This window comes from Micromonospora sp. NPDC005553, assembly GCF_042871765.1.
Lineage (GTDB): Bacteria > Actinomycetota > Actinomycetes > Mycobacteriales > Micromonosporaceae > Micromonospora.
Genome location: NZ_JBIAJD010000003.1, coordinates 72,554 through 97,324 on the forward strand (window position 1 = coordinate 72,554; position 24,771 = coordinate 97,324).

Here is a 24,771-nt window from a genome sequence, read left to right on the forward strand (position 1 = left end):
GCACCAGCTCCGGGGCCCGACCCGTCCCAGCCCTCGCGGGGCCGCGCTTGTGCTTGCCTGCGCCTGTCTGCCCTCCCGTGCTGCCCGCGCGCGCCCCTTTTAGGGCAAGATCGCGCTCGAACATGGATGTAGTGGCATCGGTGCCGCGGGATGCCACTGCATCCAGGATTTAGCGCGATCTTGGTCCGCGACAAGATCATTGGCGGGTTCAATCAGGTAGATCCGCGCAACTTCTCCGATGTTGCTGTCTCCCGGGCGCCCGAGGCACCAACTTCCGGGAAGTTGTGCGGATCTTGGTGCAAGGGGCGGGGCGGGGCAGCGTGCTTGGTGAGGTCGGGGGCGGGGCGGAGGGTGCGTTGGGGTCAGGCGGAGGCGGGCGTGGGGGTGGGGGATGCCGGGGTGGTCGTCGCGAGACCGTCCTGCTCCGTGGTGAGCAGCCGGCGCAGGGAGAGCGCGACCAGCGAGGCGACCAGGCAGCCGCCGACCACCGTCGCCACCCAGACCATGCCGTTGGCGGCGCCGATGAGTGGGCCGGCGGTCACTGGGCCGATCACACCGCTGATTCCGAAGATCATCGAACTCATGGCGTTGTACCGGCCGCGCAGCTCGTCGGTGGCCAGCGCGTTGGTCAGTGCGGGCATCACCGGGGACAGCATCGTCTCGCCGAAGCCGAAGATCGCCGAGCAGAGCACCACGCACAGGGCGGCCAGTACGGCGTTCTCGGCACTGACCAGGCCGGCCACGCCGAGGACCAGCCAGGCGGCGGCGAACACCGCTCCCACCACTGCCAACGCCCGGGTGCGGCTGCGCCCCTCGATCCGGCGGATGACCACCAGTTGCGCGAGCACGATCATCACCGTGTTGGCCGCGAGTGCCCAGGCCACGACCCGGGGGTTCACCTCCGCCACGCGCACCGCGTACGCGGCGAAGCCCACCTCCACCTGCGCGTAGCCGCAGGTGGTGAGGATCAGCCCGAAGATCACCAGCCGTCGGAACGGGCGGTCGCGGAGCACCGTCAGGTAGCCGCCGGGCGACGGTTCGTCGACGCCTCGACGTTTGCCGAGTCGGTGGCCCACCCCGGGCAGCGTGAGCAGGATCAGCGCCGGCATCAGGTACGTCACCGCATCAAGCAGGTAGAGCGCCTGGAAGGTGCCGGGCCGGGCGGTGTCGACGATCGCGCCGGAGGTCATGCCCCCGATGCCGATGCCGAGGTTGAGCAGGGCGAAGTTCAACCCGAAGACGCGTTGCCGTTCATCGTCGTCGGTCAGCGACGCGAGGATGGTGTTCTGCCCGGACCAGATCGCCGAGCTGCCGATGGCGACCACGGTCATCACCAGCAGGGCCGAGCCGGTCGAGTGGACCAGCGCCAACGAGCCGGTGCCGATCGCTTCGATCAGCAGGCAGGGCACCACCACCCGGCGGGCGCCGATCCGGTCGATCAGCGTCCCGCCCAGCGGCGACAGGGCCAGGGTGACCACGCCGTACCAGCCGATGACGAGCCCGGCACGGGTGTCGGTGAGCCCGCGCACGTCGGTCAGGTAGATGAACAGGAACGGCAGGGTCAGACCCCGCCCGATCGCCGACAGCAGTGTGCCGAGGAGGATCCGGCGAGCTTCCGAACGGCGGGGCAGGGCACGACGCAGCATGCCGGCATTCTGTTCGGTGGGTCTGACGCCGCGCGAACCGTTTTGGCCACGACTCGCGGTCACCGGGACCATTCGGTGACCAATCCCACGTTGATCCACTCGCTGTGATCGCGGTCGGTCGGTGTCCGTCGGGTCTGCGATGCTGGCGCGATGACCGGCACCTGGCGACATCTGCCCGCTACCGCCCGCGCCATCGCGTTGACCGCGACGACGGCAGTCGCCGCCGCCCAGGCGCGCGACGGCCAGGCGTACGACGAGGCGGTCGGCGGTCTCGCCGCGGACGAGCGTTCCGGCCTGGTGCTCGGCGCCGTGGTCCGGTTGCTGCTGGAGGAGAGCCATCCGGACGGGTTGACCGGCGACGACATCCGCCAGGTGTTGACCCGCTGCGTGCAGGAGTCGACGCGGTGGCGAACGGATGTCGACCCGCACGTGGTGCTCGTCCTGCTGGCCGGCGCGTTGGGCGTGTACGACCCCGACAGCGACGAGTCACCGCCGGACGCGTCGGCGCTGGCCCGACATGCCCCGCTGCTGGTGGCCGACCTGTTGACGGCGACCAGCGTGCCGTTGGACGACTACCTGGCAGCCGCGTTCGCAGAGATCGAGCGCACCGAACGGCAGGACTGAGCGCACCGAACGGCAGGACTGAGCGCACCGCGCCGGCAGGACTGAGCGCGCCGGGCGGCAGGACTGAGCGCACCGGAGGCGGCAGGACTGAGCGCACCGAACGGCAGGACTGACCGGCCGCGCCACCTCGAACGGGGTGGCGCGGATGGGCATCAGGCCGGGTCGGGGGTCCGCCGTGCGACGACCTCCAGGTACTCCGCCGGGATGCGGACAGTGGCGTCGGTGGCACGGTTGTGGGTGCGGACCAGTTCCACCAGATCGGCGTGCAGGTCCGGGCGTCGCTCCTCGGGCAGTGCTTCGAACGCCTTCAACGTCGGCCCGTAGTTGACCCGGAAGAAGTCGGCGAACTCCTCCGGTGTGCCGAAGCGGAAGACGAACTCCTTGCGTACCGCCCGCAGTTCACTCACTGCCGCGCCGAGCAGCTCGCGGACCCGGCCCTCGTCGCCCCACTCGACCGGCGGGCGCAGCCCCGCCGGTGGCGGCACATGCCGCCCCACCGTCCGGAACAGGTCGCCGATGAAGCCCTGCGGTGTCCACGACGCCAGCGCCACCGTGCCGCCGGGCCGGCAGACCCGGGCCAACTCCGCCGCCGCCCGCTCCTGGTCCGGCGCGAACATCACCCCGACGACGGAGAGGACCGCGTCGAAGGACCCGTCGGCGTACGCCAGGCGCTCCGCGTCGCCGGTCACGAACGTGACCGGAAGTCGTTCCGCGGCGGCGCGGGCCTGGCCGCGTTCCAGCAGTTCGGGTACGTAGTCGACGCCGGTCACGACGCAGCCGCAGCGGGCTGCGGCGATGGCGGCGTTGCCGGACCCGGTCGCCACGTCGAGTACGCGGGCGCCGGCGGAAAGGTCGGCGGCGGTCACCAGAAGCTCGGAGATCGGGTGGATGAGAGCGGCGACCGCGCCGTAGTCACCGCTGGCCCACGTCACCTGCTGGCGTGCCTTCACGGCGATGAGATCGGGTGCGATGGTCATCGGTGGTCTCCCTCGGACAGTGTGGTGTGCCACTGACGTTAGGGGCGGCAGCCCCTGCGGGGATCGGTAGAAACACCTATACGAGCAGCTCAAGGCTGTTGGCGAGGTGTCCGATAGGCGTCACCGTGCCGGCGGTCCACTCGGACGCGATCACTCCTGGTTCCAGGTGTCGGTCTCAGTTGTCCGCTGGGCGCCCTGCTTGGACACCGGACCGCTGGCAATCGTCCCGCCGGAGGCGTCGAGCGCCTCCACGACAAGGCCCGCGGTGGGGCGGGGCACCTGCATGGCCGTCCCGGAGCCGCTGACGGCGCTTCTCGCCACCTCCTGCCCGTCGCGCAGGACGCGCACCGTGGTGGCGGCTGCCGGCGTCACCACGAGCAGGAACTGCTGACCCTCGCCACCGCCGTCGTCATCGTCGATGGACACGGCCAGCACGCTGTCGGGATCGGTCGGGTCGGCCGTAGCGGTGAAGGAGGTGCCAGTGCTGAGCACGCCGTCGGCCCGTGGCCGATCGAGGGCGATCGACACCTCGCCGACCCAGCCGCCGCCCACATTGGGCGCAGCCAGGACCGTCACCTTGCCGTCCTGCACCGTCGGCTCTCCAGCGGCCGGCGACGTGTCGGCTGGACCGATAGGGAGGCCAGCAACGTGCCCGCCCCACACCACGCTCGGAAGGGCGGTCAGTCGGTAACCCTCTGACTGGGCCCACTGGTACGTCAACTCCCGGGCGCGTTGCTGCTCGACACTGCCGCGTACGCGGGACATCGCCGTTGCGAGCTGGGCGTCGGTGATCGGCTTGGAGGCCAACGACCCCGGTCCGGGCATCATCTGACGGGTCACCGCGCCGCAGTCGACCCGCCACCACTCGGGTCGGTGGGTCTTCGCCGTACGAACCAGGTAGGACCCGGTCGGCTCCAGGGCCCACCGGAAGGTGTCGCCGTCGGGCAACGGTGAGCTGAGGAAGACACATCCGGCCGGGGCGATCGCCACGTGTGCCGCCTCCGGACCGTCCACGGCCAGGCTCTCGTAGGGTTCCAGGGCGTCGCTGACCGACCGGATGGCGGCGGTGCCGGCCAGTTCCCGGGCGCTGGCACCTTTGTCGGCGACCAGCCACACAGCGGCGCTCGGCCAGCCGGTGCCCGGATCGGGTTGGTTGCGGACGAAGGCGGCGAGCGCGACCCGGTGGTCGTCCACGTCGTCGGCGAAGAGGACCCTCACCCCGCTCACCGGCACCTTCAAGCGGGAGAATTCGCCCCGGGTTTGGGCGGCCAACAACTGTTCGGAGAGCTGACGGACGTAGCTGTCGTCCCCGGCGACGGCACCGCGCGGCGGCGACTGGAGAAGTCGGTCCGACCACGCCAGGACGGGCGCGATGGACTCGGACGGGTCCGCCGGTGGTGGCTGCGTGGTGCGACCCGGGCTGGCGATGGCGAAGGCCGTGCTCCCCAGGGAGACCACGAGGGCCAGAACCAGCCCGCCGAGGCGTCGCTGCCGGCTCCGTCGGAATCGCGCCCTCGCTCGGCCGTACGGGTCCGGCTGCGGGGTCAGCGTCCTGCTCAACTCGGCCAGGGCCTGGCTCAGCTCATCGTCGACAGTCATGGTGCCACCCCCGTCATCTTCGTCGTCCCGGTCGGTGCTGGATCCGCTGCCAGCGTCAGACGCAGGCGAGCCAAGCCTCGTGATGCGCGACTCTTGACCGACCCGACGGAGCAGCCGAGAGCGGCCGCGACCTCCGCCTCCGGCAGGTCGACCACGTACCGAAGCACGATCACCGCACGGGTACGAGGTGTCAGCTCCCGCATCGCCTCGTAGAGAGCGCGCCGTTCGGCAACCGTCTCAGTCATGTCCCGGGTGGGCCGCTCAGGGAAGAAGGCCGTAACCACCTCGTGCATCCGATGGCGGCGCCAGACGCTGATGTGCTGGTTGATCATGACTCGCCGCAGGTAGGCCATCGGATCGTCGACCCGCCGCCACCGACGCATCACCTTCACCAGCGCGGCCTGCACCAGGTCCTCGGCATCCTGGGCCGAGCCGGTGAGGTGGTACGCCACGCGCAAGAGATCCACGTAGCGCGTCTCGACGAACTCTCGAAAATGCTCGTCGTCAGCTGCCATGAGCCCCCGCCTTGATTGGTTACCTCTCACGACTCCGACGAGGGTCGAAAGGTTGAAGGCGAGAGCTCGGTTACCGGTCGCTACGGGTAGGTACTCCCGGTCGTTGAAACCCAGACCAGGAACACGATCGTCGCGACGACCCCGGTGACCGCGACCAGACCGGCCGCCAGGGCCGCGCGAGGTGAGTTGCGCCCGCGCAGCTCGAAAGCAGCGGTGATGGTGAACAGCAACGCGAACACGTCACACGCGGCGAGACCCAGCAGTCCGATGAAGCTCAGCAGCCCTTCGACCACGGGGTGCCCCTGCCGTGCCGTCGGGCTGGATCCACGGCGCAGGCGTCTGAGGGTGGGTCATACGCGGACGCTAGCCAAGCGGCCGTAGCGCGGGAATCGGTCGAGAGGGCTTGCCGGGGCAGACAAAAAGGCCAGGTGAGAGAAGATCTCACCTGGCCTTTTACCTCTGGTCGGGGTGGCCGGATTCGAACCGACGACCTCTTCGTCCCGAACGAAGCGCGCTACCAAGCTGCGCCACACCCCGAGGCGTGCCGACAAATAGTAGCCCACCCGCCCCGATGGTCAAACTCGGTACCCCCGCCGCCCTGACCCTGCCCAAAGAGGCCAAGATCCGCACAACTTCCGGGATGTTGCTGCCTCACGACGCGCCGAGCCAGCAACATCCCTGATGGTGCGCGAATCTCGAAGCCGCGAAGAGGCGGGGCGGCAGCGCGGCGGCGGTCAGCGGGGGATGAGGGTCAGGATGCTGGCCTCCGGGGGGCAGGCGAAGCGGATCGGGGCAGTCGGGTGGGTGCCGAGGCCGGCGGAGACGTGCAGCCAGGAGTCCGAGCCCGGCCACCGGTGCAGGCCGCGCGCCATCGAGCGGGGCAGGCCGCAGTTGGTCACGAGCGCCCCGTAGCCCGGTACGCAGACCTGACCGCCGTGGGTGTGCCCGGCCAGCAGCAGCCCGAAGCCGTCCGCCGCCATCTGGTCGAGCACCCGTGGCTCGGGTGAGTGCGTCACCGCGATGGAGAGGTCCGCCGAGGACGACACCGCGCCGGCAACGGAGGGGTAGTCGTCCCGGTCGATGTGCGGGTCGTCGACGCCGACCAGGTCGAGCTGTCGACCGCCGGCCTTCAGCATGGTCCGGGCGTTGTTGAGGTCCGCCCAGCCGGCGCCGGTGAAGACCTGACGCAACTCCTCGTACGGCAGCTCGACGCCCTCGGTGTACTCCCGGTCGGGCAGGAAGTAGGTGAAGGGGTTCTTCAGCACCGGCCCGGTGTAGTCGTTGGAGCCGAACACGAACGCGCCCGGGTAGTCCAGCAGTGGTTGCAGGGCCCGCAGCACCCCGGGCACCGCGCCAGGGTGCGCCATGTTGTCGCCGGTGACCACCACCAGGTCGGGGTCGAGGGCGGCCAGCGATGCCACCCAGCGCTGCTTGCGCGCCTGGTCGGGCATCATGTGCAGGTCCGACAGGTGCAGCACGCGCAGCGGCTCCGCGTCGGCCGGGAGCACCGGCACGTCGTACCGCCGCAGGGTGAACATGTTGCGCTCGACGAGCGACGCGTACGCGAGGGTGGCCGCGCCGATCGTGGCGGTTCCGGCGGCGAGCCGGAATAGTGTGCGCTTTCGCATGGCGTTCAGGGTAGTTTGACCGTCCATGAGCACGCTGAAGGACCGCCTCACTGCCGACATGCGTACCGCGCTCAAGGCGCGCGACGAGCTGACCACCTCCACGCTGCGGATGGCCCTGGCCGCCGTCGGCACCGCCGAGGTCGCCGGCAAGGCCAAGCGCGAGCTCACCGATGACGAGGTGCTCGCGGTGTTGACCAAGGAAGCCAAGAAGCGTCGGGAGGCGGCCACCGCCTTCGCCGACGCCGGGCGCGCCGAGCAGGCCGCGAAGGAGAGCGCCGAGGGCGAGGTGTTGGACCGCTACCTGCCCAAGCAGCTCTCGGACGCCGAGCTGACCGAGCTGGTGTCGGGGGCGCTCGCCGCGGGCGGCTTCACCGGCAAGTCCCAGATGGGCCCGGCGATGAAGGCGGCCCAGGCCGCGGTGGCCGGCCAGGCCGAGGGTGGTCGGGTGGCCGCCGAGGTACGCCGACAGCTCGGTCTCTGACCCGGCAGGGTCAGCGGCGCGGCAGGACGTGTCGTAGCTACCCGCTGGTCCGGACAGATGGAACGGGCGGGCACCCTTCAAGGGTGCCCGCCCGTTGTGTCCTACCCGTCGGTTCAGCCGCCGGGGCGACCACCTGGTCGGCCCCCGGGCTGGCCGCCCGGAGTTCCGTCGGTGTTGCCCGGCGTGCCGCCACCGCTGCTGACCTCGATGGTGACCACGCCACCCTTGATGGTGCGTCCGTCCGGGCTGGTGCCGGCCGCTTCGCCCGCCTTGCAGGAGGACGGCACCTTGGCGCTGGAGACGACCGGTTCGAAGCCGGCGCCCTTGAGCCGGGACTTCGCGGTGTCCACCGAAACGCACTTCACGTCGGGGATGCTGCGCTGGTCACCCAGGGAGATCTTCTGACCCGGCGCCTCAAAGTCGATCTTCGGCTTGCCCTTCATGGCGTCCCGCAGCGTCTCCCAGACCGGCGGGTTGATGCCGTCCTTCTCCGCGTGCTTCATCTGCACGTTGGTCTGCGGCCAGTCCGGGTCGGCCATGATGCCGGCGACCGCGTACTGCTTGGTCATCGCGACCAGCGCGGCGGTCTTCTCCGAGTCGGTGGTGCCCGACTTGCCGGCCACCGGGTAACCGACGTCGCCGCGCACGTTTCCGGCGGTCGCCCCCGCGCACCGGGAGGACGACGACTTGTCACCGACCGGGCAGCGGGCCGCGTCCACGGCGGCGCGGGCCACCTCGGTGCTGAACCGCTTCTCGCAGCGCGGGTTGGCGATGTCCAGCTTGTTGCCCTCCGGGTCGCGGATCTCCTGCACCGGGATCGGTTCGCAGTACTTGCCGTCCGCGGCCAGGGTGGCGTAGGCGTTGGCCAGGTCCAGCGGGGTGGTCTGCGAGACGCCCAGGGTGAACGCACCCCACTGGTGCGCCCCCTTCTCCAGAGTCAGATCTTCCTCGGACCGGAAGTTGATGCCCAGCCGCTTGGCGGCCTTGACCACGTTCTCGGCGCCAACCTGCTGTTGCAGCGGCACGAAGTAGGTGTTCACCGACCGGCCGAAGGCGGTCCACATGTTCTGTGGGCCGGCCATGCTCTCGGTCGAGTTGGTGGGGCAGTAGAAACTGGTCCCCGGGCAGGCTGCCGGGCCGGGGCGGATGATGTATTCCGACTTGAACTGCTTCGGTGCGTTGATCGAGTAGCTGAGCGGGATGCCCTTCTCCAGCGCCGCGACGATGGTGAACATCTTGAACGTCGACCCGGCCTGGTAGCCGGTGATGCCGTCGCCACCGGTGAGCAGCGGGTTGACAGTCGCCGGGTAGTTGCCCCGAATCTTCTTCTTGCTCTTCGCCGGATCGCTGGAGATCTTGTTCTTCGGGTTCTTCGGGTCGTCGAGCTTGAACTGCCGGTTGACCGCGAGCGCCCGCACCCGGCCGGTGCCCGGCTCGACGACCGCGACCATCGCGGCTTCCTTGCTGTTGATGCTCTTGGCCTTACGGACCGCCTTGTCCGCGGCGCTCTGCGCCTTGACGTCGATCGAGGTCACGACGGTGTAGCCACCGCTCTTGAGCCGGCGCTCCCGGTCGTACCTGGTCGAACCGAACGTCTCCTGATCCATCCACCAGCGGTAGAAGTAGTCGCAGAAGAAGCCCCAGCTGTTGACGTTGGCGGCGACGCAGCCGTTCGGGGTGCGCTTGTCCTTCACCACCAGCTTGGTCGCCTTGGCGGCGTCCGCCTCCTGCTGGGTGATGGCCTTGATGTCGACCATGTTCTGGATGACGTAGTCGCGGCGATCCAGCGCGAGCGGGTAGCCGAGCTCGGTGGTCGGGTCGTTCGTCGTGGGCGCCTTGACCATGCCGGCCAGCAGCGCCGCTTCCTCGATCTTCAGCTTGCTCGGCGGCTTACCGAAGTAGACCTGGCTGGCGGCGTAGATGCCGTACGCGCCGTTGCCGAACGAGGCGAGGTTGAGATAGCGGGTGAGGATCTCGTCCTTGGAGAATTCCTTGTCGACCTGGAGGGCCAACCGCATCTCGCGCAGCTTGCGGGCGCTGGTGTCCTCGGTCGCCGCGACGACGTCCGCCGGGTGGGTGGCCGAGTACGCGATGGCCAGCCGGACGTACTGCATGGTCAGCGTCGAGGCGCCCTGTCGGCCGGAGCCTTCGCTCTGGTTGTTGACGAACGCACGGGCGACACCGTTGATGTCGACGCCGTTGTGCTTGTAGAAGTCATGGTCCTCGGCCGCGATGATGGCCTTCTGCATGAACGGCGAGATGTCGGCGAGCTTGACGTCCCGTCGGTTCTCGTCGTACATCGTCGCGAGCGGTGTCTTGCCGTCCGATGCCATCAGGTAGCTGATCTGTGGCGCGCGGGCCACCGTCAGCTCCGTGGGTAGGGCACCGAATGTCTCGGCGCCGGCCTTCGCGGCCAGGCCGGACATCGCTACCGCGGGGAAGGCCGCCGCAGCGACCACCACGCCGGCCAGCAGGCCACACACCAGTAGCGATGCGGCGTTGGTCAGCACATTGTGGTCACGTTTCCGCATCCAGGTCACCTCAGCAGGGTACGCGAGTAGGGAACGAGGGGCGCTGGGGCGTTCTTTCCCCATTTCCTGCGCGCGCTGCCCTCGTTGTGCTAAACGCACGACCCCCGCTACTTGGTTGCGTGTGACCTGGCGTGAGTCTCCTCCGATTCAGTGGGGCGGCGCAGCGTTATCGCTGACCTCGGCGGGGTAACCGGCGGTCGAAGGCCCGGGAAGCCGGGACTGTCCGAAATGATGGATTTCGTCGACAACGTTGCGTAATCAGTCGACTACAGAGCATGATGGGGGCGGCGACAGCGCCAGATGTCGTCCGCGCCGCCTTGGGGAAGGCAGGCCGGGCGATCGGGGGGAATTGCCGGCTGACGTGCATCGACGAGGTCGGTAGGTACTGCAAGGGGGGACGTGTACACATGGGCATGATCACTGACTGGCCGTCACTGGCGGCATGTCAGAACGGGGACCCGGACGCGTTGTTCGTACAGGGCGCCGAACAGAACGTGGCGAAGCGGATCTGCCGGAGCTGCCCTGTTCGGTACGAGTGCCTGGCCGACGCCCTGGACAACCGGATCGAGTTCGGTGTGTGGGGCGGCATGACCGAACGCGAACGGCGGGCGCTGCTGCGTCGTCACCCCCAGGTGACGAGCTGGCGCAAGATGTTCGAGGCCGCGATGAAGAAGAACAGCAAGGACAAGACCGGCAAGGACAAGATTCTCGTCAGCGCGGCCAACTGACGCCGGTCACGACCGGCTGATCGCCGCGCCGATCGTCCGTAGCCCGTCGACGTCGTGCACGTCGGCGGGCTGCGCCGTGACCGAAACCGCCGGCACGGCCGGGAAGGCCTCCGTGAAGCGCGCGGCGACCTGCTGCTCGCGTACCGCCTGACGAGCCAACGCCGCGTGCGCCCGCAACACCTCGGCGGTGGCCTCATGCCCACCCAGCTGGGTCAGCCGCTCGGCGGCGACCTGGCTCTGCTCGGCGTCCAGCGCCGGGACCGCCGGGCGGTGCACCCGGTTGAGCACCAGGCCGGCCAGCGGCATCCGCTCGTCGCGCAGCCGGCCCGCGAAGTAGGCGGCCTCCCGGACCGCGTCCGGCTCCGGCGTCGCGACCAGCAGAAAGGCCGTCTCCCCAGCCTGGAGGATGCGGTACGTCTGCTCGGCGCGCTGCCGGAAACCACCGAACATCGAATCAAGTGCCGCCACGAAGCCGGACAGGTCGGTGAGCAGCTGCGCGCCGAGCACCTTCTGCACCACCTTCGAGAACATCCCGAACGAGGCCGTGACCAGGCTGAACATGCTCCGTCCGCCGCTGCGTGCCGGGGCCAGCAGCAGTCGCAGCATCCGGCCGTCGAGGAAACGGGAGAGCCGAGCCGGCGCATCCAGGAAGTCCAGTGCCGAGCGGGACGGCGGAGTGTCCACCACGATCAGGTCCCACTCGCCCCGGGCGTGCAACTGACCCAGCTTCTCCATCGCCATGTATTCCTGCGTGCCGGCGAAGGTCGAGCTCATCGCCTGGTAGAACGGGTTCGCGAAGATCTCCGCGGCCTTCGTCGGGTCGGTGTGCTGCAACACCACGTCGTCGAAGGTGCGCTTCATGTCCAGCATCATGGCGTGCAACTCGCCGCCGCTGCTCTCGACGTCGATCCCCTTGACCTGGCGAGGGGTGTTGTCCAGCTCGGTCAGGCCCAGCGACTGGGCCAGCCGGCGGGCCGGGTCGATGGTGAGCACCACAGTGCGTCGGCCGTGGTGCTCGGCGGCCCGCAGCGCCAGCGCCGCGGCCGTGGTCGTCTTTCCCACTCCGCCGGCACCGCAGCACACGATGATCCGCACGCCTGGGTCGGCGAGGATCTGGTCGACGTCCAGCTGCGGCGCCGCGTCTTCGGAAGGCACCAATCGAGCGTATCGGGCCGGTGGGTCCGCGCGCCCGTGCTGCGCTCAGGTGTGAGTCATTCGGCGCGGACGAGGGCCTGGGCCAGCGTCGAGAGCCCCGCCCGATCCACCCCGTCGGGCAGCAACGGCAGCTCGATCATCGGCAGCCCCAGCTCCACCAGGTCGGCGCGGAGCGAATCTTCCAGTTCGCGCCGGATGAGCTGGTCGCGCGCCTCATCGTGCAACCCGGCCACGGTGTCCCGATCGGCCGGCAGCCCGGCGGCGACCAGCCCGCGCTTCAACTCGGCGGCGGTGACCGCCGCTCCGGCGGGCAGCGGCGGTCGGACTCCGTTGACGAGCACCTTCCCGACGCCGAAGCCGAGGGCGGTCAGGTCGGCGATCGCGTCGACCGTCTCCTGGATCGGCATCTCCTCCAGCAGCGTGACCACGTGCACCGCTGTCATCGGGGACCGCAGCAACGCGGCGACCCCCTCGCTCTGGGTCTTGATCGGGCCCACCTTGGCCAGCCGGGCCGTCTCCGCCGTCACGTTGAGGAACCGGCCGATCCGCCCGGTCGGCGGGGCGTCCAGCACCACCGCGTCGTACGCGCGCCGCTGCCCGGTCTTGCGGGTGGTGGCCTCCTTCACCTTGCCGGTGAGGAGGACGTCCCGCAGGCCGGGCGCGATGGTGGTGGCGAAGTCGATGGCGCCGAGCTTGCGCAGTGCCCGGCCCGCCGCGCCTAGTTTGTAGAACATGTCCAGGTACTCGAGCAACGCCTCCTCGGCGTCCACGGCGAGCGCGCGCACCTCACCGCCGTCCGGCGCGTCGGCGAGGTGCCGTTCCTCGTAGGGCAGCGGCTCGATGCCGAACAGTTGGGCGATGCCCTGCCGCCCCTCGACCTCGACCAGCAGGGTGCGCCGGCCGCCAGCGGCGAGCGCCATGGCCAGCGCCGCCGCCACGCTGGTCTTACCGGTGCCGCCCTTGCCGGTCACCACGTGGAGACGGGCGGGCCACCCGGTACCGGCCGGGTCGATCGGACGCTCAGCTGCACACACCCGTCGAGCCTATCCAGGCCGGGCGGTCAGGCGACCTCGCAGACCCACCAACCCGTCTTCTGCACCACAGTGAAGCGCAACTCCTGGTCGGCCACCTTCTCGTCGGCGGTGGTCATGGTGAGCCGGGTGGAGACGGTGGCCCGTTCCCCGGTCTGGTTGTCCACCTTCGGGGTGGTCCACCGGAAGCGCGGGTTCTGGTAGGTGGAGGCGTACTTCTCCACCTCGGCCACCTTGGCGGCGATCTTGTCGTCGTCGCGGGAAGCGGCGCAGACGTGACCGGCCGCCTTGGTCGCGTCGCGATCCTTGTAGACCGCGGTGAGGAACTCGTCGACGGCGACCGCCGGCTCCTTGGCGCCCTCGCCGGTCTCGGTATCGCGCAGGGTCAGGAAGGCCACCACGCCACCCCCGACGCAGAGCACCATGATCACGACCAGGGCGATCGCCGCGATCAGCAGACCGCGCTTCTTCTTCGGCGCGGGCGTGCCCTGGTAGGGCGGATAGGCCGGCGGGGCCGGGGGGATCGACGAGGAGTTCGGAGCACCCGGCTGCGTCGGTGCGGCCGCCGAGGTGGGGCCGCCAGGCCCGTCCGGCTGCCCGGCGCCGCCGAGTTGCCCGGGGAAGGCCGGCTGCCCGGTGCCGCTGGGTTGCCCGGGGAAGGCCGGCTGCCCGGGGAAGGCCGGCTGGCTGGGGCCGCTGGGCTGCCCGGGGAAGGCTGGTGAGGTGGGGGCGGCGGGGAGTGCCGGCTGGGCGGGGGAGGCGGGGAGAGCGAGCTGCCCGGGCGGCGGCGCGGGGCTCGGCTGGCTGGGGATGGTCGGTGCGCCGGGCTGACCGGCGGGATCCGGGTGGGCCGGCGGGTGAGCGGGTGTGCCGGCCTGGTCGCCGCTGGGCGGGTGGGTCATGTCGTTCCCCCAGGGGTGCGGCGCCCGCCGCCACCCCTGGCGCCGAGCGTGATCGAGCGGGCGGCCGGGCGCTGCGCGACCGTCCGACCGGAAGGGTAGCGGTCGATGACGGGATCGGTGTCGCCCCTGCCTGTCGAGCGGGCCGGCGATCCGGTGAGCGGTACCCGCGCCGGTTTCGGTGTCGGGCCTCCGACCTGCGGTGTGTCGCATATGTGACTGTTGATGACCTCTTGTGCGCGTCCTGTTGGCGGGACCGCGGCCACAGACCTACCTTCGTCCCCGTGCGGGGGCCGGAACGGACGAATGGGTCCGGGCCGGAAGCATGGTCCGAGAGGTACGACCGGAGGCAGTGCATGCGCGACGCGGACAACATCCCTCGCACCCAGTTCCCGACGAACGAGCGGCCCCGCCGGCTCGGGTCCGTGGTCGAGGCCGGCGGGCAGGTCACCAACCAGCCGATCAACGAACGGTCGTACCGCCGGATGCCGGAGCAGGCGGAGACGGCCCGGGTGCCGAGCCAGCCCGCCGAGCGGACCCGCGAGGACGACGAGCCGGGCTTCGTCATCCACCTGCCGATCCGGGTGCCGAATCTGGCGGCGGCGACAGTGCTGGCCGGCCGGGTCGCGGTGTCCCTTGGCTTCCTGCCCGAGTTGGACGCCGGCGAGACCACCGTCTCCAACGCCGACGATCAGAACAACCGGCACCGGGTCTTCTGCGACCTGCTGCTGCCCGACCGGTCCCGCTGCCCCCAGGGGTACGAGCACGAAGGGTGCTGCGGGGAGCTGCCGGCCGCGCCGGAGCAGCGTCCCGTACCTCGTCCGGCCAGCGGACCGTAGGCTGTCCCTCGAACAATTCCGCACCGAGAGGGAGCCCTTCAGCGATGCAGAAGTGGGAATACTCCACGGTCCCGCTGCTGGTCCACGCGACCAAGCAGATCCTCGACAACTGGGGCGAGGACGGGTGGGAGCTCGTCGCCGTGGTCCCCGGCCCGAACCCGGACCAGCTGGTCGCCTACCTGAAGCGGCCCAAGGCGTGAGCAACGGTCCGCACGCGAAGCTCGCCGAGCTGGGTCTCGAACTGCCCGAGGTCGTGCCGCCGGTAGCCAGTTACGTCCCGGCCGTGCAGTCCGGGCAGCACGTGTACGTTTCCGGCCAGTTGCCGATGGCCGAGGGCAAGTTGCTGGCGACCGGCAAGGTCGGTGCCGGGATCTCCGCCGAGCAGGCGAAGGATCTGGCCCAGCGGTGCGGGCTCAACGCGCTGGCCGCTGTCGACTCGCTGGTCGGCCTGGAGAACGTGGTCAAGGTGGTCAAGGTGACCGGGTTCGTGGCCTCCGCGCCCGGCTTCACCGGTCAGCCCGCCGTGATCAACGGTGCCTCGGATCTGTTCGGCACCGTCTTCGGGGAGGCCGGCCGGCACGCGCGCAGCGCGGTGGGCGTGGCCGAGTTGCCCCTGGACGCCCCGGTGGAGATCGAGCTGATCGTCGAGGTCGGCTGAGCTAACCGCGATCTTGCACTTGCTGTCGTGACGAAAGCCGTGAAGAGGCATAAATCAGCAGCAGCAAGTGCAAGATCGCGGGGTGTGGCGAGCGGGGTCGTACGATCGCAGCCATGAGCGGGCACGTGACGGGGGCGGTGGCGGCGCTTGCCGACGAGTTGCCCCGCTGGGTTTCACTGCTGCGTGCGCCGAACCCGGGGCCGATGACCCTCGACGGCACCAACACCTGGGTGCTGCGCGCCCCGGCGGCCGAGTCCGGCATCGTTGTCGACCCGGGGCCGGCGGACGAGGGGCACCTGACCCGGATCGCCGAGCACGGCCCTGTCGGGCTGATCCTGATCACCCACGGCCACCCCGACCACACCGAGGGCGCGGCCCGGCTGAGTGAGCTGCTCGGCGGCGTGCACGTGCTCGCCGCCGACCCGGCGCACACCATCGGTGGTGAGTCGCTGACCGAGCCGGGCGAGCACTTCGGCGGCTTCGGTCTGCACATCAGGCTGTTGCAGACGCCAGGGCACACCGCCGACTCGGTCTGCTTCCTGGTCGAGCACGGCGACGAGCGGGTGGTGCTCACCGGTGACACCATCCTCGGCCGGGGCACCACCGTGGTCGCCCATCCCGACGGTCACCTCGGTGACTATCTGAGCAGCCTGGGGCTGCTGTCCGCGTACCGGGGAATCCCGGCGCTGCCGGGACACGGCCCGGCGCTGGCCGACTGCGCCGCCGCCGCCGACTTCTACCTCGCGCACCGCCGGGCCCGGCTCGACCAGGTCCGGGCGGCGGTCGCCGCCGGCGCCCACACCCCCGCTGACGTGGTGGCGACGGTCTACGCGGACGTGGACCGCTCACTCTGGTGGGCGGCCGAATGGTCGGTCCGGGCCCAGTTGGAGTATCTGGGCGTCGACGCCGGGGAATCCGCGCCCGGGGTCAGTGGGTTGGAGCACATGTGACCTGCCCCGTGTGTGGAACCGTTGCCGTTCCCGGCGCGCGGTTCTGCCACAACTGTGGCGCCGCGCTGCCGGCCGCCGCCACGTTGCCGGCGGCCGAGCGCCGGGTGGTGACAGTGCTCTTCGGCGACCTCTCCGAGTTCACCTCCTGGTCGGAGGATCTCGACCCGGAACGCGTCGGCGCCGTCACCGACCGGGTGCTCGCCGCGCTCGCCGGTGCCGTGAAGACGTTCGGCGGGCACGTCGACAAGCTGACCGGTGACGGCATCATGGCGGTCTTCGGTGCCCCGGTGGCGCACGAGGACGACGCCGAACGCGCCGTCCGGGCCGCCCTGTCCATGCAACGGGCCGTCCGCCGGGTGCTCGACGACGAGCGGGGCGGCGGCGCGCCGCTCGGGCTGCGGGTCGGGTTGAACACCGGCGACGTCATCGCGGGCATCCAGGCCGCGATCGAATACACGGTCATCGGCGACACCGTGAACACAGCGGCCCGGCTCGCCGACGCCGCCGCCGTCGGGGCCGTCTACGCCGGCGGACGCACCGCTGCGGCCACCCGGCACGTCTCCTCCTGGCGGGCGCTGCGCCCGCTGCGGCTCAAGGGCAAGCGTGAGCCGGTCGAGGCGTACGAGCTGCTGGGTCTGCTGGACGCGCCGGGCACCCGCTCGGGGCTCGGCGACGAGGCGCCGTACGTCGGCCGGGAGACGGAGGTCGGCCGGGTCGCCGGCCGGCTCGCCGAGGTGATCGACCAGGGCGACCCGCGGGTGCTGTTGATGACCGCCGAGGCGGGCATCGGCAAGTCCCGGTTCGCCGCCGAGGTGGAACGCCTCGCCGCCGGCTACGACGTCGGTGCCGGTCGGTACGCGGCGCACACCGGGGCCCGGGTGCTCTCGGTGCGCTGTGCGGCGTTCGGGGAGCGGCGACGGCTCGCGCCCCTGGCCGATCTGGTGCGGGCCGCCGTCGGTCTGCCCAGCGACGCGTCCACCGCGTTGACCCGCCCGGCGGTCGAGGAGCGGCTGCGCCGGCTCGGGCAGCGGCTCGCCCGCTCCGGTGCGGAGACACCGCCGATCGCCACGGAGCAGCTGCTGGCCCTGCTCGGCTACGCCGAACTCCCGGCGCACACCGGCGGCGACAGCGGCGAGTGGGGCGGCTCGGGCACTCCGGCCGCAGACGCCGAGGTGGTGCCGAACGCGGTCGCCGACCTGCTCAGTGGGCTCGCCTCGGAGGCGCCGCTGGTGATCGTGGTGGACGACCTGCACGATGCCACCGCCGAGACGATCAAGGTCCTCGGGTTGACCCTGTCCAAGCTCACCGGCCCGGTGCTGGTGCTGCTGCTCGGCCGCCCCGAGTTGGTGCGTACCGCTGGGGCGCTGACCCGGGTCGCGGACGCCGAGGTGCACTCGCTGCCGCCGCTGCGCGGTGCCGACGCGGCCCGGCTGCTGACGAGTTACCTCAGCGGCGGCAAGCTGCCGCAGGCCGACACCGACCGGTTGCTCGCCACCGCGCAGGGCAATCCGTTCTACCTGGCTGAGCTGGTCACCCTGCTTATCGAACGGGGCGCGCTGACCACGGAATCTGTCCGTGCCGCCGCTGATCGGCCAGGCTCCGGCGATCGGGACCAGAGTGGGGCGAACGGCTGGCGGTTGGTGCCGGGGTCGCTGGGCAGCCGGCTGCTCTCCCGGGACCTCGCCGCCGTGCTCGCGGCCCGGATCGACGCGTTGCCGCCGGACGCCCGGTCGGTGCTTCGCGACGCGGCGGTCACCGGCGACACGGTGCCGACCGGCGCGCTGGAGGCGATGCGGGAGCTGCGCGGTGGCCGCGACGGCAGGCCGTCGGCCGTGGTCGCCGTCGAGCTCGACCGAGCGGTCGAGGAGTTGCTGCAACGCCGCATGCTGCACCGTTCTCGTACCGGCTACTCGTTCGCGACGCCGCTCATGCGGGAGGCCGCGTACGCCGGGGTGAGCAAGGCCGAGTTGGCCGAGCGGCACGCCGCGCTGGCCCGGTGGGCGGCGCCGGCGGACGAGGCCACCGTCAGCACTGTGGGCGGGTTCACCGACGAGGCCCGGGACGACTTCGTGGCGATGCACGTCGAGCGGGCCGCCACGCTCGCTGACGCGGTGAAGCTGCGCCCGGACGCGCCGGCCCGTGCGGTTGTCCCGCTCGGCGTGGCCGCGCTCGGACGCGCCGCCCGCCGGTCGATCGCCGCCGGTGAGCCGGCCATGGCCGTCGAGTACGCCGAGCGCGCCACCGAACTGGCCCGCGACGGGGTGCCGGCAGCCGACCGGGTGGTGCACGCGCGGGCGTTGCTCCAGGTCGGCCGGGTCTCCGACGCGTTGGCGTACGCCGAGAAGATCGCCGCGAACGCGGGGGACGAGGTCACCCGGGTCAGTGCTCTCCTGCTGGCGGGGCAGGCCCAGGAGACCCTCGGCGATCAGGGCCGGGCGGTGACCGCCTGGCAGGAGGCGTTGCAGGTGGCCACCGAAGGCCGACTGCCCACGCAGCGCGCCACGGCGATGCGCCGGCTCGGCATGGCCGACTTCGTGGCGGGGCGGCTGAGTCAGGCGAGCAGTCGGTTGGCGGCCGCGTACCAGGTCAGCCTCGGTGCCCAGGACCGACGCGGGCAGGCGTGGTCCCTGCAGAACCTGGCCTGGGTGACCACCACCCGGGGTGACTTCGCCGGGACCGACGCGGTGCTCGGCCGCGCCGCCCGACTCTTCGCCGAGCTGAAGGACCCGTACGGGCGGGCCTGGCTGCGCGGCACCACGGCGTTCGCCCGGCTGCTCGCCGGCCGGCTGCGCGAGGCGTGTCGGATGGCGCAGGTGTTCCTGCCGTTCGGCGAGCGGGTCGGTGAGGCGTGGGCCGTGGGCACGTTGCGGGCGGTGGCGGCGTTCGCCACTGCCGAGCTGGGGGACCTGGCCGAGGCGGACCGGGAGGCGCGGCGGGCGTACCGGGAGTTCGCCGCAGCGTCCGACGACTGGGGGCGCGGGTTCGCCCTGGTGGTCCGGGCGGTGGTGGCGCGCGGCCTGGGCGAGCCGGAGCACGCGGCGGACCTGCTCACCGACGCCCTGGCGTACGCGGAGCGCACCTCGCATCCGCTGCTCACCGGAATGGCCGGCACGCTGCGCGGCTTCGTCGCGTTGGACATGGGCGACTGCGAGACGGCCGAGCGGGTTGCCCGCGCGGTGCTGATGGCTGTCGAGCCGCACAACCCGCAGGCCCCGGCGCAGGTGGCGCCCCGGGTGTTGCTGGCGACGGCCCGTCTCGCCGCCGGCGACTCGGCGACAGCGGTCGGGCTGCTCGCCCCGGTGGCCACGGCCGCCGCGAACGCACCCTCGCTGCTGTTCTCCCGCCGTCAGACGATGGCTCAGTACGCTGCGGCGCTACTCGCTCACGGTCAGCGGGAGCAGGCGTTGGACTGGGCTCGTCGAGCGGTCACCGCGCCGGCCGAGGACGTGCGCAGCCAGGTGATCGCGGCGAGTGTGCTGGCCGAGGCGTTGGCTGCCTGCGGTCGTCCGGCGGAGGCGCTGTCCTGCGCGCAGGAGGCGGTCCGCCTGGCGTACGCCACCGAGCAGCGCAGCGAACGAGCCGCAGCCGACGCCCTGCATACCCGCCTGTCCGCCCTGGTCTGACCTACTGTTGATCAAGAGGTTTCGGTCAGAGTCCGGCCCGCCGGTGACCGGAAGCTCTTGATCAACGCGACCCCGGGGGGTGCCGGGTTCTGCCGGTTCTGGGGATGTGGTGGTCGGGGGGAGCGGCTAGCGTGTCACCACCGCGTACGGGTCCACAGTGGTGACCCTCGCCGTGCCTGGGGAGGCCCTTCATGAAGCTGCCGCGATCCATCGCGGGCTGGACCATCGCGGTCTTCGGCGTGTTGGCGCTGGTGATGGGCGCGGTCGGGCTGCTCTGGCCGGAGGCGCAGCTGCGCATGCTCGGGTTCGAGGTGCCAGCGACGCGGGCCGTCGGTGATCACACCGGGACGTTCCTGCTGGCGTCCTCGATGGCGGCCTTCAACATGGGCGTCTACTACCTGCTGGCCACGGTGACCGAGTGGCGGGCGTTCTACCGGTTCACTGTGGTCTTCCGGCTGGTCACGTTCACCGTGTTCACCATCGCGGTGCTGGCCGACATAGCTCCCGACCGGTTCTTCGGGGTGGCGGCGTGGGAAGGGCTGGGCGCCGTGGCCACCGCCGTCGGTCTGCGTCTGGACGCCCGGCGGGGCATCCCGGCCGGCGGGGTCGGATCGTCCGAGGGTGCCGGGACGACTGCGGTCGCCGAGGAGGGTACCGGTCCCGCCGGTGCGGCTCCGGCGGACGCGGTGCGCTGAGCCATCGGTCGGGTTGGGTATTTTCGAGCGGTGACCGACACCCCGACCGGCGGCGTGCCAGTGCCGATCGTGCCCGGCCTGACTGATTTGCGGGTCTTTGCCCGGGGCGGGTACGCGACCGTCTACCGGGCCACTCAGATCTCCGTGGGTCGCGAGGTCGCCGTCAAAGTGGAGAACCGGACGCTGGACAGCGAGCGCGATCAGGCCCGCTTCCTGCGCGAGGCGCGGGCGGCCGGTCGGATGTCGTCCCACCCGCACGTGGTGGACCTCTTCGACGTGGGGGTCACAGTCGATCAGCACCCCTACCTGATCATGGAGCTCTGCGACGGCTCGTACGCCGAACGGATGCGCACCTCACCGCTCGGCCCGGTGGAGGCCCGCGACCTCGGCATCAAGATCGCGGACGCGCTGGCCCACTCGCACGCCGCCGGGGTGCTGCACCGGGACGTGAAACCGGCGAACATCCTCCACTCGCACTTCAACTCGGCGGTGCTCGCCGACTTCGGGCTCGCCGTCCTCGCCGAGCACCGGGACGCCTCGGTCACCCTGGAGGTGCTCACCCCGGCGTACGCGCCGCCGGAGATGTTCAGCCACAGCCCGCCGTCCCCGGCCGTCGACGTGTACGCGCTCTGCGCCACCCTCTACGCGGTGATGCACGGCCGACCGCCGCGCTGGCAGTCCGAGCGCAACCCGAGCCTGGTCACCGTGCTGGAGATGTTCAACCAGCCGCTCCCCGCGCTGCCCGGAGTGCCGGACGAGCTGATCGACGTGCTGCGCGTAGGCATGGCCAACGATCCGGGCGAGCGTCCCTCCGCCCTGGAGTTGCACGACCTGCTCAACAACCTCCCACTCGGCTCGCCGGCGGCACCCGTCAGCGGCGCTCCGGTCAGCGGTGCCGCGACGCTCTCCGGCCCGTACGCGGCCAACCAGCCGGTGCCCCGATCGCCCATCGAGGACACCCAGCGGGCGGGCCCCACCGGTCGGCGTTGGCGGCGCTGGCTCTTCGGCGGCGCCGGGGTGCTCGCGCTCGCCGCCTCCGCGACCGCCGGTGCCTGGGTCGCTGACCGGGCACCGCCACCCACCCCGTACCCGTCGGCCACCCAGATCGCCGCACCGGCGACCGGGCCGCTGCCCGGCTGCTCCACCGGCACCGGCGCGCCCACCGCCCTGCCCGAGGGTGCCCGGTGTCTGCCCGAGCTGGAGTGCTTCGGCCCGATGCGGATCCGCGGCAGCCGCGCCGAGGCGGCTCGGCTGTCCTGCGCCGGCCGACACACCTGGGAGACGTACGCCGAGGGCATCCTGCCGGTGTCGCTGGTCGGCGCCGACTACGACGAGGTGACCGCCGCTGAGCCGGTGCGGCAGGTGTGCAGCGCCACGACGTTCCGGTTGACCACCGGGATCGGCGAGGCGACCGGCTGGCACCTGGAGGTGCTACCGCCGATCGACGGCAGCATCGACCGGACCTACCGGTGTCTGGCGGGGCGCGGCGTGGACGGGCTCACCGCACCCACGCTCACCGGCCGCTGAGCCCGTTCGACCCGCGTCGGCGGTCACGCACCGCACGCAACGCGTCCCTGGGGTCGAGGGCATCGAGGGTGTCCGCGTCGATCCCGTACGGCATCAGCTCGGGCGGCCCGAAGGCTGCCGACCGGTCCGCCGGCTCCGGATCGTCGACCTGACGGGCGGCCGAGACCGCGACCCCGGCGACCATGGTCATTAGCACGCAGAGCAGCGCGAGAACCACGCCGAGGAGGTCCTGTCGGCGCCACACGACCAGCATGACCAGCGGCGCAAGGGCTCCCAGCGCCGCGAGCACCGCCACCGTGCGCGCATCGGGTCTGGACAATCGGCTCACGTGTCCAGCATGTCGCGACCTGGCCGGCTGTCAACCGCAGAGCCGACCGCCGCGCCGATCGACGTCGATCCGAGCCGTCCACTGGACAGGGCCCACCGCGCGCACACGGATTGGACAAGAACCGCTACTCTCGGTGGTCCGCAGGCCCTTCCGGTAGCGAGGTCGCCCATGAACTCAGGCAGTTCGCAGTCCCGGCTCCGCCCGATCGCGTCGACGCTGGCGGTCGCTCTCACTCTCGTGCTCGCCGCAGCGGCCGGTTGCGACAGCCGGAAGGAGCCAGACCTGCCCTCCGTGCAGGAGAAGATGCGCGAGACGCACATCTACGGTCAGTCGAAGCTGCGGATCGGTGTCGCCACCAACGAGCCGCTGATGGGTGAGTTGCGAAACGGCCAGCACGTCGGGTTCGACGTCGAGATCGCCCGGTACATCGCGGCCTCCCTCGGCTACGAGGGGGACCAGCGGCTGGAGTTCGTCTCGGTCGCGACCGAGGACCGGATCCCGTCGCTGCAAGGTGGCACCGTCGACCTGGTGGTGTCCAGCTTCTCCATGACGGAGGACCGTAAGCAGCTGGTCAGCTTCGCCGGGCCGTACTTCGTCACCACGCAGGAGGTGATGGTGCCGATCCGACTCAAGGACAGGATCCGCACCATCGAGGATCTGCGCGACCCGGCGTACAAGGTCTGCACCAGCGGCGGCTCCACCACCGAGGCCGAGTTGGAGAAGCACCAGGTCAAGACGTTCGTGGTCAAGGACGTCGGCGACTGCGTCGACGGCATCCGGAAGGGGCGGTACGACGCGGTCAGCTCCGACGAGTCGATCCTCGCCGGTTTCCTGGCCAGCTTCCCCAAGGAGTTCGAGATCGTGGACATGCCGTTCGGCACCAGCGAGTTGCTGGGCATCGGCGTGCCGATCGGTGATCCCGCGCTGCGCGACCTGGTCGCGTTCTTCCTGCAGAAGAGCTACGTACAGGGCCGCGACGGAGATGCCAGCCCCTGGCAGACCGCGTACAACCGGACCCTGGGCCCCTGGCTGAAGGCTGAGAAGCGCCAGCCGCAGCCGCTGGAGGTGCCGAAGCTTGTCGACTTCGACGACAAGGCGCCCGCGAAGTGAGCGCGGCGCCGACCGCCACCGGCGGCGACGGGCCGGTCCCGCCGCCCCGCACGTCAGTGCCCGGCGGCGACGCGTCGCCGATCGACGGTACGGCCACAGCGCCGCCGGCCGTGGATCGTCCGGTCGGCGCGGAAGGTGACGTTGCCTGGCCGGCCGCGGTGCCGGTCGCCGAACCGGCCGAGCCGGTCGTCGCCGCGGTTGAGCCGGGGCGGGTCCGCTGGGATCCGGCGGAGCGGCGTGCCCGCGCCAGCCAGTCGTTCTGGACGGCGGTGGTGGGCGTGCCGGCGATCTTCTCGGTGCTCCGCCTCGGCGTGGAGGCCGGCGGGGAGCTCCAGACCACGCTGCTGCTGGTGGCCAACGTCGGGCCGGTGAACCTGCTCGCCGGTTTCCTGACCACGGCGGCGCGGCTGCTCTCCACCGGGCTGGTCGCCGTCTTCGCGCTCGGCGCGGTACTGGCCGTCAGCGCGGACCGGCTTCCGCCCGGCACCCGTCGCCGCCCGCTCTTCGCCCGCTGGGCCGACATCACCCCGGCCTGGGTGGTGCTGGCCAGCTTCCTGCTCGCCCTGATCACCTGGCCGTTGCTCTATCTGCCGTTGCTGTTGCCGGCGTTCGTGGCCGCGTTCCAACTGAGCCCGGCGCGGCTGCACGAGCGGGTCGCGCCTCGGTTGCTGCTGATCGGCGCGCTGCTCGCCGGGTACGGCTGGCTGATGCTGCCCACGATGCGCGACGCGATGCGGCAGGGCGACGAGTGGCTGGTGCTGGCGCTCATCGTGGTGCCCCCGCTGCTCGCGCTCTTCGTCGCGGGGCCGCTGCCGGGCCTGGTGATCCGGCCGCTGGCGTCGGTGACCGAGGTGGCGGTGCTCGCCACCCTGGTCTGGGCGGCGGTGCCGGTGATCACCACACCGGTGCTGCCGCTCACCGTCACCACGGTGGGCGCGGAGAGTGGGCCCACCGAGGACGTTCGCGGGCACGTGATCACCACCGACGACGTCAACATGGTGATCCTTCAGGAACGGGGCGGGGTCCGGTATGTTCCGGTCGGTCTGGTCCGTGCCCAGGTGCTCTGCCCGAGCGAAGAGGAGCTGCCCCGCCACCAACTGCGCATTCACGACTTCCACGTCGAGGATTCGCTGTTGGAGGGCATGGGTCGACGGGTCCGCCCGGTCCACCGCATCGACGCCGCCTGCCGTACCCCGGCCTGAACCCCGCCCCGCCCGCCCAGTGCGC

22 protein-coding genes, 1 tRNA gene and 1 pseudogene are annotated in these 24,771 nt (G+C 71.2%); 12 read left to right on the forward strand and 12 right to left on the reverse strand.

The window, feature by feature from the left end; translation table 11 throughout:
* Window positions 1-362 precede the first annotated feature (362 nt).
* Complete coding sequence (locus tag ACFYPG_RS12790; protein ID WP_355006012.1) at window positions 363-1,646, reverse strand: MFS transporter; 1,284 nt, start codon at window positions 1,644-1,646, stop codon at window positions 363-365.
* A gap of 150 nt (window positions 1,647-1,796) precedes the next feature.
* Here ACFYPG_RS12790 and ACFYPG_RS12795 point away from each other — a divergent pair, with 150 nt between their 5' ends.
* On the forward strand, window positions 1,797-2,270 hold the full coding sequence (locus ACFYPG_RS12795; RefSeq protein WP_387351939.1) for a hypothetical protein: 474 nt from the start codon (window positions 1,797-1,799) through the stop codon (window positions 2,268-2,270).
* 152 nt (window positions 2,271-2,422) lie between these two features.
* On the opposite strand, the gene ACFYPG_RS12800 is transcribed toward ACFYPG_RS12795, so the two are convergent.
* The 6 genes from ACFYPG_RS12800 to ACFYPG_RS12825 all read right to left on the reverse strand — a co-directional run bounded on the left by ACFYPG_RS12800 (window position 2,423) and on the right by ACFYPG_RS12825 (window position 6,989).
* Window positions 2,423-3,247 (reverse strand): class I SAM-dependent methyltransferase, encoded by an 825-nt coding sequence (locus tag ACFYPG_RS12800; protein ID WP_387351941.1) that lies wholly within the window; start codon window positions 3,245-3,247, stop codon window positions 2,423-2,425.
* A 150-nt stretch (window positions 3,248-3,397) separates the two neighbouring features.
* Window positions 3,398-4,846, reverse strand: coding sequence for a hypothetical protein (locus ACFYPG_RS12805; protein ID WP_387351942.1), 1,449 nt, complete (start codon window positions 4,844-4,846; stop codon window positions 3,398-3,400).
* Window positions 4,843-5,361, reverse strand: a complete 519-nt coding sequence (locus ACFYPG_RS12810) for a SigE family RNA polymerase sigma factor (protein ID WP_387351944.1) — start codon at window positions 5,359-5,361, stop codon at window positions 4,843-4,845. Before ACFYPG_RS12810 ends, ACFYPG_RS12805 begins: the two co-directional genes overlap by 4 nt.
* 80 nt (window positions 5,362-5,441) lie before the next feature.
* On the reverse strand, window positions 5,442-5,654 hold the full coding sequence (locus ACFYPG_RS12815; protein ID WP_355006007.1) for a hypothetical protein: 213 nt from the start codon (window positions 5,652-5,654) through the stop codon (window positions 5,442-5,444).
* 167 nt (window positions 5,655-5,821) lie between these two features.
* Window positions 5,822-5,898, reverse strand: a tRNA-Pro gene (locus ACFYPG_RS12820).
* 197 nt (window positions 5,899-6,095) lie between these two features.
* Complete coding sequence (locus ACFYPG_RS12825; RefSeq protein WP_355006006.1) at window positions 6,096-6,989, reverse strand: metallophosphoesterase; 894 nt, start codon at window positions 6,987-6,989, stop codon at window positions 6,096-6,098.
* 25 nt (window positions 6,990-7,014) lie between these two features.
* Here ACFYPG_RS12825 and ACFYPG_RS12830 point away from each other — a divergent pair, with 25 nt between their 5' ends.
* Complete coding sequence (locus ACFYPG_RS12830) at window positions 7,015-7,470, forward strand: GatB/YqeY domain-containing protein (RefSeq protein ID WP_355006005.1); 456 nt, start codon at window positions 7,015-7,017, stop codon at window positions 7,468-7,470.
* A 113-nt stretch (window positions 7,471-7,583) separates the two neighbouring features.
* Here ACFYPG_RS12830 and ACFYPG_RS12835 read toward each other — a convergent pair whose 3' ends face one another.
* Window positions 7,584-10,001, reverse strand: a complete 2,418-nt coding sequence (locus tag ACFYPG_RS12835) for a transglycosylase domain-containing protein (protein ID WP_387351946.1) — start codon at window positions 9,999-10,001, stop codon at window positions 7,584-7,586.
* Between the two features lie 407 nt (window positions 10,002-10,408).
* On the opposite strand from ACFYPG_RS12835, the gene ACFYPG_RS12840 reads away from it, so the two are divergent.
* Entirely contained in the window at window positions 10,409-10,729 is a 321-nt protein-coding gene (locus tag ACFYPG_RS12840; protein ID WP_210780772.1) for a WhiB family transcriptional regulator, read from the forward strand.
* Window positions 10,730-10,735: 6 nt separating this feature from the next.
* Here ACFYPG_RS12840 and ACFYPG_RS12845 read toward each other — a convergent pair whose 3' ends face one another.
* The 3 genes and pseudogenes from ACFYPG_RS12845 to ACFYPG_RS12855 all read right to left on the reverse strand — a co-directional run.
* Entirely contained in the window at window positions 10,736-11,887 is a 1,152-nt protein-coding gene (locus tag ACFYPG_RS12845; protein ID WP_387351948.1) for an ArsA family ATPase, read from the reverse strand.
* Between the two features lie 53 nt (window positions 11,888-11,940).
* A complete protein-coding gene (locus ACFYPG_RS12850; RefSeq protein ID WP_355006002.1) occupies window positions 11,941-12,918 on the reverse strand; it encodes an ArsA-related P-loop ATPase in 978 nt (325 codons plus the stop codon).
* A gap of 26 nt (window positions 12,919-12,944) precedes the next feature.
* Window positions 12,945-13,514 (reverse strand): annotated as a pseudogene (locus ACFYPG_RS12855) (hypothetical protein); the annotation flags it as partial.
* Between the two features lie 656 nt (window positions 13,515-14,170).
* Between ACFYPG_RS12855 and ACFYPG_RS12860 the strand changes: the two are divergent.
* From ACFYPG_RS12860 to ACFYPG_RS12890, 7 genes are all read left to right on the forward strand, one after another.
* On the forward strand, window positions 14,171-14,653 hold the full coding sequence (locus tag ACFYPG_RS12860; protein ID WP_355006001.1) for a hypothetical protein: 483 nt from the start codon (window positions 14,171-14,173) through the stop codon (window positions 14,651-14,653).
* Between the two features lie 44 nt (window positions 14,654-14,697).
* Window positions 14,698-14,853: a DUF4177 domain-containing protein gene (locus ACFYPG_RS12865; protein ID WP_007466198.1), complete on the forward strand. Its 156-nt coding sequence runs from the start codon at window positions 14,698-14,700 to the stop codon at window positions 14,851-14,853.
* A complete protein-coding gene (locus tag ACFYPG_RS12870) occupies window positions 14,850-15,311 on the forward strand; it encodes a RidA family protein (protein WP_387351950.1) in 462 nt (153 codons plus the stop codon). Before ACFYPG_RS12865 ends, ACFYPG_RS12870 begins: the two co-directional genes overlap by 4 nt.
* Before the next feature lie 113 nt (window positions 15,312-15,424).
* Complete coding sequence (locus ACFYPG_RS12875) at window positions 15,425-16,261, forward strand: MBL fold metallo-hydrolase (RefSeq protein WP_355005999.1); 837 nt, start codon at window positions 15,425-15,427, stop codon at window positions 16,259-16,261.
* Entirely contained in the window at window positions 16,258-19,884 is a 3,627-nt protein-coding gene (locus ACFYPG_RS12880) for an adenylate/guanylate cyclase domain-containing protein (protein ID WP_355005998.1), read from the forward strand. The genes ACFYPG_RS12875 and ACFYPG_RS12880 overlap by 4 nt, the downstream gene beginning before the upstream one ends.
* A gap of 191 nt (window positions 19,885-20,075) precedes the next feature.
* Window positions 20,076-20,579 carry a hypothetical protein gene (locus tag ACFYPG_RS12885; protein ID WP_355005997.1) on the forward strand — a complete coding sequence of 168 codons (504 nt, stop codon included), beginning with the start codon at window positions 20,076-20,078 and terminating at the stop codon, window positions 20,577-20,579.
* Between the two features lie 30 nt (window positions 20,580-20,609).
* On the forward strand, window positions 20,610-22,106 hold the full coding sequence (locus ACFYPG_RS12890) for a serine/threonine-protein kinase (RefSeq protein WP_355005996.1): 1,497 nt from the start codon (window positions 20,610-20,612) through the stop codon (window positions 22,104-22,106).
* On the opposite strand, the gene ACFYPG_RS12895 is transcribed toward ACFYPG_RS12890, so the two are convergent.
* Complete coding sequence (locus ACFYPG_RS12895; RefSeq protein WP_355005995.1) at window positions 22,093-22,434, reverse strand: hypothetical protein; 342 nt, start codon at window positions 22,432-22,434, stop codon at window positions 22,093-22,095. The two genes, ACFYPG_RS12890 and ACFYPG_RS12895, sit on opposite strands and share 14 nt — an antisense overlap.
* Window positions 22,435-22,602: 168 nt before the next feature.
* On the opposite strand from ACFYPG_RS12895, the gene ACFYPG_RS12900 reads away from it, so the two are divergent.
* Both ACFYPG_RS12900 and ACFYPG_RS12905 read left to right on the forward strand, forming a co-directional pair.
* Window positions 22,603-23,544, forward strand: coding sequence for a transporter substrate-binding domain-containing protein (locus ACFYPG_RS12900; RefSeq protein WP_355005994.1), 942 nt, complete (start codon window positions 22,603-22,605; stop codon window positions 23,542-23,544).
* On the forward strand, window positions 23,541-24,746 hold the full coding sequence (locus tag ACFYPG_RS12905) for a hypothetical protein (protein WP_355005993.1): 1,206 nt from the start codon (window positions 23,541-23,543) through the stop codon (window positions 24,744-24,746). The genes ACFYPG_RS12900 and ACFYPG_RS12905 overlap by 4 nt, the downstream gene beginning before the upstream one ends.
* Window positions 24,747-24,771 lie beyond the last annotated feature (25 nt).